At 35.8% G+C, this 17484-nt stretch carries 10 protein-coding genes and 1 pseudogene; 9 read left to right on the top strand and 2 right to left on the bottom strand.

Going from position 1 to position 17484, the window contains the following annotated elements; translation table 11 throughout:
- Window positions 1-48 precede the first annotated feature (48 nt).
- On the bottom strand, window positions 49-6930 hold the full coding sequence (locus tag PH4a_RS04805) for a Tc toxin subunit A-related protein (RefSeq protein WP_129038154.1): 6882 nt from the start codon (window positions 6928-6930) through the stop codon (window positions 49-51).
- Window positions 6931-7394: 464 nt separating this feature from the next.
- On the opposite strand from PH4a_RS04805, the pseudogene PH4a_RS18475 reads away from it, so the two are divergent.
- A pseudogene (locus PH4a_RS18475) lies at window positions 7395-7553 on the top strand (helix-turn-helix domain-containing protein); the annotation flags it as partial.
- A 150-nt stretch (window positions 7554-7703) separates the two neighbouring features.
- Window positions 7704-8255 carry a hypothetical protein gene (locus PH4a_RS18240; protein ID WP_244212933.1) on the top strand — a complete coding sequence of 184 codons (552 nt, stop codon included), beginning with the start codon at window positions 7704-7706 and terminating at the stop codon, window positions 8253-8255.
- 55 nt (window positions 8256-8310) lie between these two features.
- Here the strand turns inward: PH4a_RS18240 and PH4a_RS04815 are convergent, their stop codons facing one another.
- Complete coding sequence (locus PH4a_RS04815; RefSeq protein WP_064721200.1) at window positions 8311-8772, bottom strand: regulatory protein RecX; 462 nt, start codon at window positions 8770-8772, stop codon at window positions 8311-8313.
- Between the two features lie 368 nt (window positions 8773-9140).
- Between PH4a_RS04815 and PH4a_RS04820 the strand changes: the two genes are divergently transcribed.
- The 7 genes from PH4a_RS04820 (at window position 9141) to PH4a_RS04850 (ending at window position 17482) form a co-directional block, all read left to right on the top strand.
- Complete coding sequence (locus PH4a_RS04820) at window positions 9141-10136, top strand: hypothetical protein (RefSeq protein ID WP_129038157.1); 996 nt, start codon at window positions 9141-9143, stop codon at window positions 10134-10136.
- Complete coding sequence (locus PH4a_RS04825) at window positions 10136-11278, top strand: BamA/TamA family outer membrane protein (RefSeq protein ID WP_129038159.1); 1143 nt, start codon at window positions 10136-10138, stop codon at window positions 11276-11278. Before PH4a_RS04820 ends, PH4a_RS04825 begins: the two co-directional genes overlap by 1 nt.
- A complete protein-coding gene (locus PH4a_RS04830; protein ID WP_129038161.1) occupies window positions 11278-12432 on the top strand; it encodes a DUF4056 domain-containing protein in 1155 nt (384 codons plus the stop codon). The genes PH4a_RS04825 and PH4a_RS04830 overlap by 1 nt, the downstream gene beginning before the upstream one ends.
- 274 nt (window positions 12433-12706) lie before the next feature.
- Entirely contained in the window at window positions 12707-13501 is a 795-nt protein-coding gene (locus tag PH4a_RS04835; RefSeq protein ID WP_129038163.1) for a protein bax, read from the top strand.
- A gap of 163 nt (window positions 13502-13664) precedes the next feature.
- Window positions 13665-15083: an MBOAT family O-acyltransferase gene (locus PH4a_RS04840; protein WP_129038166.1), complete on the top strand. Its 1419-nt coding sequence runs from the start codon at window positions 13665-13667 to the stop codon at window positions 15081-15083.
- A complete protein-coding gene (locus PH4a_RS04845; protein ID WP_129038168.1) occupies window positions 15070-16275 on the top strand; it encodes an SGNH/GDSL hydrolase family protein in 1206 nt (401 codons plus the stop codon). The genes PH4a_RS04840 and PH4a_RS04845 overlap by 14 nt, the downstream gene beginning before the upstream one ends.
- Window positions 16250-17482 (top strand): SGNH/GDSL hydrolase family protein, encoded by a 1233-nt coding sequence (locus PH4a_RS04850; protein ID WP_129038170.1) that lies wholly within the window; start codon window positions 16250-16252, stop codon window positions 17480-17482. The genes PH4a_RS04845 and PH4a_RS04850 overlap by 26 nt, the downstream gene beginning before the upstream one ends.
- Window positions 17483-17484: the final 2 nt, after the last annotated feature.

The raw sequence follows: 17484 nt of genomic DNA on the forward strand, positions 1-17484 counted from the left end.
TCCTGACAGGCTCCCTAAGGAGCCTGTAATTAATTAAGATTTGGATAATTAACGAATGGTGTAATTAATGTGGAGAATGATATCGCTCAGTGTCAGTAACATCTCTTTTTGCTTATCTGTCGCATCAGGGAAGCTTAAAGTCAGTGTACTGGTATCATTCACTGGTAAACCTTCAAATGGCAGATAACGATCATCATTGAAATTCAGTTGGAATTGACCACTGTCATTCATGCCATGAGAGATCGCAATCGCGTTGCAACCTCGCGGTTTCACCGCACTACCGCCGTAACTCAGCACCGCTCGAATATTCTGATAAGTGCCTGTTAACGCTGGCAATGTCACACTAATCTGTTTAACACGGCGTAATTTACCTAATCCCGCAGGATAATCTTTCTCTATCGCCAAATCAGAGAGCTTAATAGAAGCTTGTAATTGACTCTCTTTCAGCCTAATACCATTTTCTGCTGTACCAAGCTGTGTTTTCGACTGATTAATCACATCTGCCACTTGCTCAAAACCAAACTTATCGCTACTTAAGCCTTGGTACACATCATCTAACGAAACAATTTTGGTGATTTCCAGCGCACGTTTATCTTTCTCAAGGTAGCTGTTTTCCATTTGAGTCAGGTTATGCATTAAGCCTTCACCCGCCATCAAACCAGAATAATTACCTTGCCATGCACCAGGACGAATAAAGGTTTGTGTTTCACCTAAATCATACTGATAAGCCAATTCTGCCATACGACAACGAGATACTGCTAAATCGTAGAAAGGCTTATAAATCGCCATTAATTTACCGCGTAACCAGTTATACAGCGCTTTATTGGTAAATTTATTTTGTAAGAAGGTTAAATGCTCTTGCGCTTGCTGCTGTTGTAACTTCATGCTATCTAACTGCAAATTCGCGGCTTCTTTTCGTACTTTCAGGGCGGCAAGTTGAGCATTAAACTGCTCTAATTCGGATTGTGCGGTATCACGTAATGAGCCCCACTCTTCATGACGACGACGATAAAACTCTGATTGACTTAATCGGTCTGCCGCAATACGGGTTGCAGAAGCAGACAATTGCAGGCCAATGGATGTTGCATTAAAAATAGCACCTAAACGTGAACCACCAACAGCCATACCATAAATATTTGGCACGAGATCTGCTGCGGCACCTGCCATATTTAGTCCTTGACTCGCTGTATTGAGCACTGAAGAACTCAAATAGAGATCCATTGCTTGCTGTTCTGGTGTACTGATATTCTCATCATACAGTTTGCTATAGTGATCAACGCGGAGTTTTGCACCAGCCCGTAACGCTTTTAACGCTTTCTCGTTATAAGTAAACTCTTCAATGCTCTTCACTTGATACTTCATGTTTTGCAGAATAATTTCACTACCTTGTGTTGTGAGTAATTCTGACAACGCTTGAGCATCTTGGCGTTCGGTAATGCTAGACAGCGAACTACCAAACTGCATCAGCTGGTTAACCACAGATTTTGCGCTATTTAAGATCACAGGAAAGCGCTGTGTTGGCATCACCGCATTTGGTAATGCACCGTTCTCTTGTGATTGATTCACTGCTGTATTTTGCAACATTTTAGGATCTACTGTCGTTGCATACATTGGCAACGACAGTGGTTGCCCATCAATCGATAAATTGTGACGTAAATTAAATAAACGCGCTTTTAACGTGTTGTGATATTGCGCTAACTTCTCATTAATTTGTGGCAAAAACAGCGATGTTAATGAATTTGCTGTCCGCGGTGATGCCGCTTCTTCACTTTCTTCATTGATAGCGCGTGTTGGCTGTTCTGTTTTTGATGCCGCATCGGTTAATTTAGGTGCTGACCAAACGTTATTACCTAATAACTCAGTTTCATCGCCCAATAATTTCAGCGCCTGCATATACCACATTTTAGCTTCATTTAAAGTATCACGCTCCAATAGGCGATAAGCGCTGTCGCCCCGCGCCACAAAAATATCAAGGCACTTCATAAAGGTAGCCAATTTATAATGCATAGGATCAGTTTGCGCGACTGCATCAGGATCAGTTGAATCTAGTTGATCATTGTCCCAAGCTGTATCGGCTAATAATGGCTGTGAATTCCAAATACGATGAGAATGAGTATCACTATCAATATAACCGTTTGGATTAAATACATAACGCAACCAACGGCTAGCTTCATCGTAATTTTGTCCTTCTAACATCACATTGGCTAACATCATCGGGGTGTAATAGAACAGTTCCCAAAAGTAAAGGGCATTAGCTCCATTAAAATCCATCGGTACATCAGCGCCTTTTTCCAAAGCAGGTTCTGGCAGTCTCTGAGAACTTAACGTTAAAATAGCATCAATTCCGTTATTCGCACGTTTGACTAATTGACGTGCAAATAATGTATTTAAACGCACTAACACAGGTTCATCTTCCACTGTCATTGAAATATATTGAGCATGCTTTTTATTTGTTTTTAGGCTAATAATACTCTCGTTTATATGTTCTAATTCACTGACTTTAAAGTAACATTGGCTTTCAGAAATAATTTTTTGGCTCTTATTAACCGCGGTTACATTTGCAGTTAATATAAACTCACCATTGTCATTAAATTCACTCTGAGGCACATCAAGCTTAAGCTCTTTATTTTTACTATTAAAGCTGTTACTACCTTCAATTAAAGAAGTATTCGCGTTAGACCATTGTTCAAGAGAGTAGATCACTTTGTGATCTGGGCTAGAAGATAATGTTATCTTAATATCATTAACTACTTCGTCATTACTATAGGTAACTTTATTTAACTTACTAATAGTTAATGGGATAGACACTTCTTTTCCATATATTCCCATAAACAATTGACCCGTTTCTTTTCTTGAAACATAAAAAAGAAATCTTGGTGTTTCTTTATTTAGGAAACTTTGTAACGAAAAATTGCCTAATTCATTAGAAAGCGTAAAGGCAACATTATTTTTCGATGTATAACTTAATAAATCATTTGACTGTTTAGTGAAAAAAGACAGTTCTACATCATAATCTCCTCCATGATTAATATCTGAACCTTTAATTACCGTACCGTTAGTATTGTCATAAATAAAAAAGTAAATTGTATTTGTTTTAACATCAAAACCTAAATAATAGCTATAATCCGTTTTTCCATTGAAAAAAAGAGTTATCAACTTACCAACACTACCTGAAGTATAAACAATATCTTCTAATTCAGCGCCATCTTTTAATAAACCTTTAAAGATGTCTTTAATAGGTTCAGGAGCAAAATATCCATAATCAATATTACAATTAATAAAAGCAGAAAGATAACAAGATAATGTTTTATTGTTCGACTCTACATTTACAGCATTAATTAAACTTCCTGAGAGAGAAACATTTTTAGAATCAGTAGTTTTTATATCATCAATAGGATCATGAGATATTGAGTAAGCTAATTCACCTCTCAAAACAAAACTATTATTAATGTTCTTAGTGAATTCTTCACCAGCCACATCAAATTCAGACTTCACGTTAATATAAATATTTTTCGCATCTTCACTATTTAAATCAGATATATTAGAAAGCACCATTTCATTATTAATAGAATAAACTTGACACTCCTTATTTTCATCTTTATAGCTATCACTTATGATATAAGTTAAAAAATATAACTTATCAAGTTCTTGGTTATAGCTTAAATGAAAATTACCTTTTTTATTGTCCATAAATTTATCAGGTAATTGGAAATTAACAGATGTGCTCCAAGTACCATCATAACGGATGTGTGATAAATTCAAACTATAGTTTGTCTGCTTAGAAAGTGGTGTAGATGTACTTTTTTCTTTATTTTCAGACTCTTTATTTTCAGACTCTTTATTTTCAATTTCTTTCTGTTCAATCCAAGCAACATATAATCGATTATTAAAAATAACAGGACGAATTAAATTATTGTAAGGGTTCGCACCATTCTCAATTTTAGTCCACTCTGTCCAAGCATTTGCTGCCATGACTCCTTTTTTGATTTTACTATGATCCGCACTACGCCAATAATAACTGGCTTTTTCTGATGCATTACAACCAATAAAATAAGTGTATCCTTCTTTTAATGTCACACCATCATGATAACCACTAATCACTTCTAAATTAGCAATTTGCTCAAAAGAAGTTAAATATGTTTTAAATGCATCATCAATCGTATCACTATTAATACTATTTTGACTGATCGTCTGTAACAGCGTATCCATCATTTTAGTTTGACCAATACGTACTGTAGGATCAACATAGTTTTCAGGATAATATGCTAATAAAGAGATACCACTCCAAGTGCTATAACGCTTATTGTATTTATCCCAATCTCTGAAAAATTGACGAGAAGCAACAGGTGTATTAGTGTTTTTTTCATTCAACGATAAAAATTCATTAATATATAACTGTATGCTTGCAATAGCTTGCTCTATCTTTGTGGTTTTTATTTCAGATGAAACTTTATTGTCAATTAATAAATAATTATAAATATCATCGCTATTTAATAAATTTAATTCACTAAGTTGATGAATATAAAACGCACTGAATACAACACTTTCTTTTTCATCCATTTTATCTTTTAGCAAAATAACTTGTTGAGCATTTAACCCGCTTTGTAAAACTTTACTAATTCTATCCCAATTTAAGTAGTCTTTTTCTTTATTCTCACTTGTAGAAAATTTTAACTGCGTTAATAGACTAAAATTATTTGGTGTGATATTAAATGTTTTAACCATATCAATATAGCTAGAGATTTCTTTGATATTATTAAATTTAATATTATTACCCAGTTTTAATAAAGAGAAAATTTGCTCAATCACCTCATCAGAGACTCCATATGCCTTTGATAAAATTGAAACCGCTCCATAACCGCTAAAAAGGTTAATTAGCTCATCTTTATTATTTATTTTATCTAAATAGAAACGATGGAATTCAGATATATCTTTTATTGATTCGATATTAGGAAGGACAGATTCATAATTAAGTAAACGTTTTTCTCCCAATATATATATTTCGTTTTCATTTAATCCTAACTTAGTAAATATAGAAATTATTTGACATAACATTTGTATATAAGAGACAATGTTATTTTTATCTTCTAATGTTTTATCATCCTTATTTACTAAGTTTTTAAAATCATCAATAGATAAATTTAATAAATCACCAAATTCGAGAAATTCCCATACAGAATAATCAAGAGTTGAAGAAGAAAGATGTAAATGATAGGATAATATAGGTAAATAGGACGCTATGATTTTTCGTACAGATAATTCATCCTCATCAGAAAACTTAACTTTCATTAACTCTTCAATAAGATTTTTCATTTCGTTCGTATAGGACAAATCATATTTCTTCGCTGTCATTAAATATAGTTCTGGAATATTAAACTTATATTCCTTGATAAACTTGCAATAATTATCTATTGTATAAATTAAATTACCTGCATCATCTGATAAAGATTGTTTATTAATGGGGTTACTGAAAGGCTCAGGTAGCATATCGAGTAATAAAGAAAGAGAATAAATATCTAGACCATGTACCGTTGCTAATAAATACACGCGATATAACAGTGATATATTTTCTATAGAACAAGTAAATTCAGTTGGTTTACCAAAAGCCAATTTACACATAGCGACAATACCAATATCATCGACATGAAATGCGCGCTTTAAGGTATTAATACGTATAATATCATCTGGAGATGATGAATTAAAATCAAGTGCTTTATTATCTGCAATAAATTTATTTTCGCCTAATGGAGGGGAGTTAAATAAAACATCAAATAGCGATAAAGAGTTATTCAATGTGTATTGATTAATATTAGCACTATTAAGTACTATAGATTGCTCAACATTAATATTGTATTTTTCCATAATATATTGAACATGAAGAATAGAACGGATAACCTCAGAATCAATATTATTATCATTATTTTTTGTTTTAATTAAAATAATTAGATTATCAAAAGAGATCCCCGTTGCTTTATGCAAGCGAACAATCTTATTTAAGAACAACATATCTTTTGAAGATAATTCATTATTTTCTTTAAGTATATTAAATAATAGTGATATTTCTTCTTCTGCAATAGAATAATATTCTGATAGTAATTTTAAATTATTTCTTAAACTAATTTCCTTATTGCCAAAATTTTTCTCTATTAGTTCATCAATATTATCATCAGAGATTACCTCTGTTAAAATAGCATATAATTCAGGAGAAATAGATGAGCTAATCGTTGAGATCCATTCTGTATCTAAAATATCTAGATGATCTTTAGCTTTTACCAATTTATCAATCAAACCATCGCGTAATAATAATGTTTGTCGAATAGTTTCATAAGGTCGATGATAAGGATTTTCACCCATTACGCGGGTTGTTGCTAGCTCTTGAAATAGATCTTTACCACTACCTAATTTACTCTGCAATGCTGTGGTTAAAATTTGATTTGATAAAGAGAGGGTAGAAACTTCTTTATCCATATTATCTTGAGATAACACTAATTGCGCTAAATCAGGGCGACGTTTATCCAAGTGATAAATTGAATTTTCTGCATCTAAGGCTTTTGCTTCACGATAAAGTTCAGTTAAATAACCTGCGGGTGAAAACATCGATGCCACAGATTTACTATCGACAAATAGATCCCCTTTTTCAGGGATCCAATCACCTAATGCACGGCTTTGTGCTGATTGTTGTTGAACACCTAACGCCACGGCATTTTGCACTTGTGGATTATTACGAGCTAAATGATGAGCTTCATTAAGCTTATTAATTTTTGCTGCTTCTTGTGCGTGTGTATATAATATTTTTGCCTCATGCCAACTTAGTTTTTCTTCGCTTAATGCACGAATTTCATGAAGAGACAATGGTGCTAGTTCTTTTAATGTAATAACTTCTGAAGTAGAAGAGTTCATTTTCGTTAAAAGTGTATTAATGGTTTTCATTAAATCTTTCCTAATATTATTTATTTAAAGTTAATTTAAAAATAGAAATTAAAAATATCTATCTTTGCGTCGAAAATAAAAATAACAGAAAAAACAAATTAGAAAATTGAACTATTTTATTCACTGAATTGAGTTTTTTTATGCTTCTTAGGTTTCACTAGTAATTTCACTAAAAAATAGAAAATAAATAATTATAAAGTTTTAAAATTATAAAAAACAAACAATCGATTGATTTTATTACTAGCCATTAAATTTATTACTCGCTATTAAATTTATTGCCAATACTTTTATATTTTTATCACATTTTATATATTATCCATTTTTCTATCATTTTTAGTCGGGCTGATAGGGAGATTGACAAATATCAATAAAGCAAATGCAAATAGGCAGAGTATACGCGTATCGATATCAATTATTAGCGCCTCGGAGTACTTAGGGAACAACACCATGTTTTTCTCAAAAAAATCAATCAGTTCTTTGCTGTTGCGAACTGTCAGAGCCTTGTAAAAGCAGCCGATTTAATCAACGTTACTCCATCTGCATTACGCCACGGGCTTAATGAGCTTGAAAGTCAAGTAGGTAGATCACTCGTTAAACGTTCTAAAACCGGCGTAACACTGACCCCTACGGGTAAAGCATTATATGAAAAACTTTTCCCGTATTATGAAAAGATAAAAAGCATAGAAAACCAAATTTCAAATACTAAAGAAGATAAGCAAAACCTAGCAATTAAACTTGATGGCCTTTATTACCCAGATTTAAAAATAAAATTATTGTCAATTAAACAAAATAGTCATTGCTACAATCTGTCTTTAACCGATGGCTATATCGATAATATTGAAAATGAACTGTTTAAAGATGGGTTTGATTTAGTTATCTCTTCTCTCGATTTTGAATATTCAAATAAGAATATTCAATCTGTGGATTTATGTACCCAAAAAGTCGGTATGCTGACCCACAAAATATTATTAGATAAGCATAAAAATCAGAGTATGAAGCAGTTTTTTAAGGAAGAAACTCTGATACAAAGAAGTAGCACATTGCAAAATCCTATTTTTATATCAACGATTAATCGGCTTAAAGAAAAAGGTTATCAGTGTCATACCTTAGGTTTAACAGAGATGTCAGATGTTTTGCACTTTATTAATGAAGGCGCAGGTTACTGTTTTATTCCAGAAAATGCGCACTTCATTTCAAGTATTACTAATGAACAAGTGCAATTTATACGATCACCTTTTCCGTTTGATGTGTTACTGCATCAAAAAGTCTATTTTAAAAAAGATAACCAGAAAGACTTGGCCGATATTGCCATGACATTACGTTAATCATGACATTACGATAACGCTGTTGAGTGCCTTAATTTTTTGACATTTTAGTCTATTAAAATAAGGCGCTCATATATTCAGAAGTAAATCCTCGATATTGTAGATACCGAATTTGTTTACTTTTTTCTTTAAAATCTTTTGGTTTATTCGTACCAAATTTGCGCTCTTTAAGTTCTTTGCACAGTTCGTACCAATCTGTGTCGGTCTCTTCTAATACACGCTCTATAATTTCAGAGGGAAAACCTTTTACTCTTAATTCTTGGCGAATACGTAAAGGACCATAAGATTTATTAAGGTAACTACGAAAAAAAGTGTACACAGTGCGGCTATCATCAAGATATTGGCTTTCTAATAAGCGCTCCATAACTTGTGGCAAGCACTCTTCATCGGTAACTGTTTCTTTTGCTCTATCTGTTTCTCTTATTTTTCGTTCTAAGCGGCGTTTAAGTTCAGTTGCGCCATAATCACGACGAGACAACATAAAAACAGCGTATTGGTATAACTCTTCATAGGTCATATAAGTTCCTTAATAAGGTAGCTCCATGCTAGGTGATTATTATTATCAATAATCACTAGGGGGTTATAACAGCTCCCTACTTTTGATGCCAATTTAATCAGGTAAATAAGCAAATAAAATATAATTAGTTCTATTTCTGACTAGAATTTATTTTTCTCTTTTTAACATTCACTAGTTTTATTAAGAATAGATTAGGAGATATAAGGATTTTTATTAAAAAATTACTGATCTATCCCGTTATAACAGCAAATATAAGTGTATTTATCTCTACTTCGCACATATAGCTGGTGACCATTAACTTAAAAGAGATTAAAATTTTCGGCTACTCTTTCTAATTACTTATTTTCTAATTTTTTTGTGGGTTATGTATGCACTTTTCCAATTTAAATAAGGTGGTTTTCACTGCCTCTCTTCTCGCCACTAGCTTATCTTATGCAGACAGTGACCGCCCACTGTTCTCTTTAAGCGTTAATCAATCAGGTGGTACTGCCTTAAATAATGAAGGATCATTAGATACGCGCACCCCAGCAAGCCAATCTCGTGTTCTTCCTATTTGGGGTGATGAAGCCCGCGCCCGTGGTTATGATTTAGCTGAGCCTTTTGGGATTGGTTATAACTATATGAATCTACGCCAAGATGTCATCGTAGATAAAATCGCGTTTGGCTCGGATAAACCGTTAGGACAAAATATTCTTTCAATTGTGGGTGTTGATGTTGGCCATACTCGTAGTAGTAATGAATCCCATATGATGAAACTTGATACTTGGATTTTTCCATTTATGAATATTTATGGTGTCTACGGAAAAACCAAAGGTTCTTCTACGGCCCAATTGAATGCTGTTACTTTAGGTGGACAAGAAATCGCTAATGATTTGCCGTTCAATTTAAATTATGAAGGTAAAACTTTTGGTGGTGGCTTTACTTTTGCGGGGGGTTATAACCAATTTTTTGGTACTTTTGATTTAAACTATACCAAAACTAATTTAGATATTTTAGATGGTGATATTAAAGCATTAGTGATCACTCCTCGCGTGGGTTATGAATTTGTATTTGCCCCACTAATCACAGGTCAAGGTAATACAAAATTACAAGTGTGGACAGGTGCTATGTACCAAAATATTACCCAACGTTTTAAAGGTGATGTTAGTCGACTAAATTTACCTGAAGAACTTGATGGTATGATGAATATACTGCCACCATCAATGATGGGTAATATTAAATTTGATGTTGAGCAACATCTTGCCCACAAATGGAACCAAACTTTAGGTGCGCGTTTAGAATTAACTCGTAACTTCAATATCGTAACTGAATTTGGTTTTAATAATCGTAATAGTTTCCTTGTTTCAGGTGAGTTCCGTTTTTAATGGTTAAGTACCCTTTTATTTTTGGGCTGGCATTTGCCAGCCTCTTTATTTCGCACACAGCACAAGCACAACTCTTTCCTGATAGGCAACAAATAGACCAATGGCTTGCCGAATTAGGGGGCGAAAATAGCTTTGATCGCAGCAAAACTATTGACTGGGGGATCCTTCCAGGGCCTTTCTATACGCCAGAATTAGAATTTGGTGTTGGCATCGCTTTAGTAGGGCTTTATCAAGCAGATATGCGCCCTGATAGCAAAATATCCTCAATTTCATTAAGTGGCTTTGGTTCATCGACCGGTGCTTTTGGCATGACTTTTAGCAACTACACTTATCTTGCGGATGACACTTGGCGCTTTTATCTCACTGGCACACTAAATAATGTACCAACGAATTTTTGGGGAACGGGCTATCACGAAGGGCGAGTTAACGAGCACTTTGGTGAGTATCGCTCTCAAGAATTACGCCTAACCCCTACACTACTGCGCCAAATCACTAAGAATACCTATATTGGTTTGGGATGGGATTACTCTAACTTACAAGCAGCAGCACCAGATAATCCATTCAAACAATATATGAATGAACGTAATTTACCGTTACGTTCCACCAGCTCAGGATTAAGTGTGCGCTTTAGTTATGATAGCCGTGATTTTTTGCCTAATGCTCACCAAGGGCAGGCTTTTGATATTAGCTATACACACTACTCCCCAGATACGGGTAGCAATAATCGATTTAATGCAACTCAACTACAATATAATTACTATTATCCTTTAAGTAATAATTCAGTATTAGCATTTGATAATTACGCGCGCTTTACTTCTGGCGAAGTACCTTGGAGCCAACTTTCTAAATTAAGTAATGGACATCAAATGCGTGGCTATTACGAAGGGCGTTACCAAGATAACCATGTATTTTCTAGCCAAATAGAATATCGTCAGAAGCTGAATTGGCGTCATGGTATTGCACTATGGGCGGGTGGTGGAACGCTCAGTGATCAAGCGCGTGATTTAGGTAAAGGTCATTGGTTGCCAAGTATTGGTATCGGCTATAGGTTTGAATTTAAACCACGTATGAATGTGCGTTTGGATTTCGGTATTGGTAAAGAGAGCACTGGCTTTTATTTTCAGGTTGGCGAGGCATTTTGATGTTGAGGTTTTTTCCTTTTCTTAAAATTATTGCTTTTTTTCTACTGCTATCGGGCTGTACCAATGTTGCTTCTGTAAAACCGCTTTCAGCTAACCTTGAAACCGAAACACAAGAACAAGCCGCTCAAGCTTGGCAAGTACCTGCGCCACTTGAAGCGCCTAATGGCTTAAGGCCATGCTGTGCTTTTGGCTACAATTTAAAAGTCAAAGCGTTAGGGATCCCCATTCCTTTTTATCGTATTGATAATGTGGTTGAAAGCTCAACATTAGGTAACCACCGTTATAACGATAATTTTTGGTTAGGCACCGCAGCAGTATTTGGAATTGGTAGTGAGAAGTCTGGCTTAATTTATTCTCATAAAGGAGGATTTATTGATATTGCCCATGTCCGCGATACTGCCGATTACACTTATTACTTATTTACCCATATTTACCCTAACTTAGGAAAAGAGTGGACTCTCACTCTTAGTGATGAGCTAGCAGAACGTAAAATTCATTTTAAAGCCTTTACACCGCCTGAAGATAAAGCGCAACGTTACACCTTAAGCGCTTATCTTGCAGCTCGACTTGGCTTTCGCCTTGCCGTATGGCATGAAATTGCACAATGGTATGGATTTCGTTCGGTTCCCGGCTTTTCAGAAAGCATTTCGGCCTTTTCCCCTGAAGATCTTTATTCTAACTTGATGGGTGCACGCCTTGCTCTTACGCTGATTGTGAATGGCCATGCCACTACACTAGAACATTACAATCAATCTATGCAGGGCATTATTCCTTCAGCATTAGCTCAATTAGAAGCTCAACCTCGCGCACTAACCCAGCAATGGTTTGATGTTATAGATGGTCAATGGTGGGATAGTCAGCAGCGAGTACCTGAAAAATTTCTCGTGTTAAAGCGTGATTATAATATTTCAGATAGACGTGTTCCGCTGTTACCGTTTGAAGAAAATGGCACGCCTCATTTTCTCACATTACCAAGTATTTACTTGGGTTATAACTTAAAACAATTAGCAGAATTTCAGCTTTGGAAAACAGAACATATGGAAGATTTACCTATTCCTAAAACCTACTGGAGCGAAGCGGATTTTACTGATTTAGCGGAAAAAGCGCTTTATACAGATAGCAAAATAAGCCCCAAAACAACAAGATTTGAGTGATTTTTAAACAAAAAGTATACATTAAAAATCCCTTTTTAAAGTAAATTTGAGTTAAATTGCACTATTTTCCATAAGATAAATTAAATATTACCGAGAAAAAGCATTTTTTGTTAAAAGAAAAATTGATTATAAAACGGTACGTTCCATCAACATAGGTGTTTTTACCTAGTAAGTCACTCGTAGTTATCCTAATGTGAGACGATATTTTGTAGCTATGAAAAAAGTAATTTGCTAGTATTCGTTCGATTTTTATCCAGTTAAACGAGGAGAAGCAATGCCCTCTCAATTGATGAGGACAAGTGCCGTCTTCGCTTTCTTGATTTCACTACTCTTTACTGGGGTAAGTTTTGCTTCCACCAGTACCGGCAGTTCCCATATGCTGCAGGAGTATTCTCTCAAAGGTGTGTCAACATCATTGCCTGATTTGAGAAAATATCCTTCGGGAACACAGCGTAAGAAAGCGTTTTTAAATGTCATTGTTCCTATTATTGAACAAGTCAATAATAAGATATTGCAGGATCGTGAGTGGTTACTCGCTCAACGTAAAGCCCAGCACTGGGGCAGCGCAGATTTAAAAAAACTGCGTGATATCTGTCAATACTATGGCATTACATGTACCAGTCCAAAAAAGGTAAATTGGGATTCGTTAATGGCTCGCGTTGATATTGTTCCGACACACTTTGTCGCAACTCAAGCAGCTACAGAATCTGGCTGGGGAACATCAAAATTGGCACAACAAAATAATAATTTATTCGGCATGCGGTGCGCAAGTCAGTCTTGCAATAATGTACCAGGGAAAACCAAAGGCTATGCAGCCTACCCTGATATTGAAGGCTCTGTAATTGCTTATGTGCGTAATCTTAATACGCACCGTGCTTATACTTCGTTGCGTTCATCAAGAGCACAACAAAGAATGACACAACAGCAACTTGATTCGCGTCAGTTAATCACTGACTTAAGGGGATATTCAGAACTTGGTTCAAGTTATAACGATTATCTCACCGAAATGTTCGACTCAAATAAAAAACTGATCTCTCAAGTTCAGTTGCAATCGAAGCCGAATAGTTAAGCCTTAATAGGCTTTCATAATGAAAAAAGCCACTTTTCTGTATAAGGAAAAGTGGCTTTTATTTATCACAATATAATCTTTTGATTGAAAGCCTGCTAAGAATTCATAATATATGGGTAAACATGTTTGATATGACTTTTGAACCATACCCTTAGAGCCATTTATGAATTTTTTTTCATTCGAGTTTCTCGGAGCCTTTATTAGCTTTTTTGTTGTCTATTGGCTCTTCCAAAAGCAGGTCAAAATACAAAATATCTTACTTATAACAGTAAGTTATGGGTTCTTATTTTATGCGGATTATCGTCCTGCGATAGTCTTATTAAGTTATACACTCTGTATTTATTTAATTACCAACATATTAACCCGATATACTTCGGCTAAAGTTATTTATTGGCTATTAGGTATATTAGTTGCCATTTACTTTACCCTTTTTAAATATTACTCATTTTTCCAAGAATCTTTAACTCAAGTTTTCCAGCAATGGGGACTCAGCGTTGAGCTCCCACTGATTGAGTTACTTGCGCCATTAGGGCTCTCTTTTTATATTTTTCATTCCGTTAGTTATGTGGTTTCTGTTTGTAAAAAAGAAATCCCCAAAGCCCCGTTTCTTGATGTCGTGCTCTATCTGTGCTTTTTCCCTAGTATTGTTGCAGGGCCAATTAATAGAGCTAAAGAGTTTCTACCTCAAATTCAAGCGCCAACCCGAAAGATCATTGATTATAAAGGGGCGTTAATGCTTATTGTCTTAGCCATCATGAAGCTATTTTGGTTAAGCGGCTGGTTTTCGACTAACTATGTTGATCCGGTATTTAATGCACCCGATTTGGCGCAGAGTGGACAAGTATTAACTGCGATTTATGCTTATGCATGGCATATCTATTTTAACTTTTCGGGTTATACCAACCTAGTAACAGGCATTGCATTATTACTTGGATTTGTGGTTCCTCGTAACTTCAATGCACCTTATTTAGCGATTAACTTAGCGGACTTCTGGCGTCGTTGGCATATTAGTTTATCAACCTTTATTCGTGATTACGTCTATATTCCTTTAGGGGGAAATCGCAAAGGTGCGATAAGACAAAATTTTAATGCTTTTGCAGCTATGGTTATTTCAGGCTTATGGCATGGCGCAGCAATGACCTTTATTATTTGGGGTGCTATTCATGGTATTGGTGTGGTGTTATTAAATATTAAACACCGCCTGTTCCCTGCGCGTAAAAATGCGGCACCTAACTTTTTATCTTCATTAAATATGTTGTTGTCATGGATAATTACATTCCATTTTGTCTGTTTTGCTTGGATATTTTTCCGCAGCCAAACTGTTAGTGATGCAATAGTACTTATCCAACAACTTTTTAGCGCAGGTGCTTGGGCCTCATTACAAGCGCAAGGATTAACGCTAACAATGTTCTGGGGTTTATTCCTCCTCTATCCGTGTTTTGTCACATTAAGAGAAGTTATTATCCGACTTGAACGTAGAATACCGTGGTATGTCTATCCAATTCCTTTAGCACTTATTTTGACAGTCATTTTTATGTTGTCTCCTGATGGGGTTCCGGGGTTTATTTATGCCAGCTTTTGATTTCTGTTCAAATTTAAAAAAGACAGCAAAAGTTGCTTTTATGGCACTTGCAACTGCCTTGTTACTCATTTGGCTAAACCAAACCTCGTTAGAGCGTTTTTGGCAACAGCAATATCATCGTCCTGCACCTTGGTCTGGATTATCTAATCATTACGGGTGGCAAATTGGTGGTCAATTACGTGACGGAATTTTTATTGCTGCTGAAAGTTATGGTGATTATCTACGCATTCATCACCCAGATAATCAAGCCAAACCGAGGGTGAAAGTCGATGTGACTGAACAATTGCCAGAAGGCTTTGCTGTGGGACTGCATTTTTTCAATGGGTATACTCGTCCTGCTTATCAGCTAACTCAGCGCTTTCCGCAATTATTGCAACGACAACATGCCAAAGGTGCATTACCCTATATGTCAGCAACAGACATTTCTAATGCTGCTTTAGAAGCACCAAAACCGATAGTACAAAAAACCGAAGTCATTTTATTACCAAAAGATAAAGTCTTATTTGCTGGCGACTCAATGATGCAAGGTGTTGCACCTTTACTTAAACGCCAGCTTCAATCTGATTATAAAATCAGTAGCATCGATTTAAGTAAGCAAAGCACAGGTTTAGCTTACCCTCGTTTTTTCAATTGGCCACAGACCATTGCCAACCGTTTAGCAAGCGACGATTCCATTAAGCTTTTAGTTGTCTTTTTAGGGCCTAACGATCCTTGGGATATGCCACCTGACGGTGGTGGCCGTTATCTTAAATTTGCCAGCGAAGCTTGGGAGTCACTTTATCGCGCCCGTGTTGCTGGCATTATGGAAAATGCGCGCCAAAATAATGTTACTGTCATTTGGATAGGCCCGCCTAATATGCGCAAACAGAAGTTATCAGAAGGTATGGCTTATCTTGATAATCTTTATCGCGAAGAGGCCGAAAAACAGGGCGAAATTTATCTTTCTGTCAATGATATGTTTAAATACAAGAAAGATATTTACTCTGATTATATGGGTGATGGCAGCAGCCAAGTAAAATTACGTGCTGGCGACGGGATCCATTTCAGTTGGAAAGGCCAGCAAATTATTGCCCAACACGTATTCTCGCGAATTCATCTTCAAGAAGAACCGAAAGATGAAACCGTAGATAATGTAGATACAAAAGATAAAAATATGGTTATCTCAAATGAAACAAATAACGCACATCCTTGAGCGTAGAACCTTAGTCGGTAGCGCAATTATACTGGCTTTAGTTTCCCTCTTAGTGGCTTGTAATCAAGAGCAAGAAAAAACTGTTAAGCTGCCAACACCAACTGTGTTGCCAGCTGATGGTTCAAGACAGCTTTATAATTATCATGACCCGAACTTTACTCGTTTTGTGCAAAAGCTAAAGCAAGGCCATCAGACTGTACATATTGTTCAGTTAGGTGATTCGCATACTGCGGCTGATTTCTTTAGTGGCAAGTTACGTGATCGTTTTCAGGCGGATTATGGTAATGCGGGGATTGGTTTTGTGCCACCCAATACTATCCCGGGGCAGCGTACTGCCAATATGCAATATCAAAGTGATAAAAAGGCCTGGACGTTACTTTCAAGCCGCAAAGATAGTGATCCTGATTTCCCACTAGGTGGATTTATCAGTGAGCCTCAAGCAAAATGGGCAAAAATACAGTTATCAGAAAACCCAGTGACTCAGCAACGCTATCAATTACAAGCGTTATATAAAGCCCCTACAGCAGCGCAAATAAGTGTTCAGTCGTCAAATTCACGAACACTATCGTTATCGCAAACTCATGGTGAATGGCGATTTTCAAACCCTACACCAGTCACCTTCCCAGTGAATGTTACGCTAAATAAAAGCCAACCAGTAAAATTAGGAGGGTGGTTAATTAGCAATCAAAAGCCGGGAGTGATGCTATCTACTTTAGGTATTAATGGTGCAACTATTAATATGATGGATAAATGGGGTAGCCAATGGACGGAAACGTTAGGTCAATTACATCCTGATATGGTGATTTTGGCTTATGGCACCAATGAAGCCTTTAACGATACTTTTGATTTAGTCGCTTATCGTCAACAGTTAACCAATAAAATTCGCCAAATTCGCCAACAAGCCCCTAATAGCGCAATTTTATTAATTGGCCCTTCCGACTCTATCAAAAATAAAGAAGCGCCAGATTGTCGCTCTCAACAGCCACAATGGCTGACTGATATTGTAAAAATCCAAAAAGAAGTTGCTCAGCAAGAGAAAACGCTATTTTGGGATTGGCGTAATTATATGGGTGGTGAATGTTCCATTAAAGCATGGGCAATTTATGATTTAGCGCGACCAGATGGTGTCCATCTTACTCGCGAAGGTTATGAAAGCAGCGCAAATACCTTATATGGACAGTTATCAGCACTAATCAAAAAAGGCTAATT

The organism is Proteus hauseri (assembly GCF_004116975.1).
In the GTDB taxonomy this organism is placed as follows: Bacteria; Pseudomonadota; Gammaproteobacteria; order Enterobacterales; family Enterobacteriaceae; genus Proteus; species Proteus hauseri.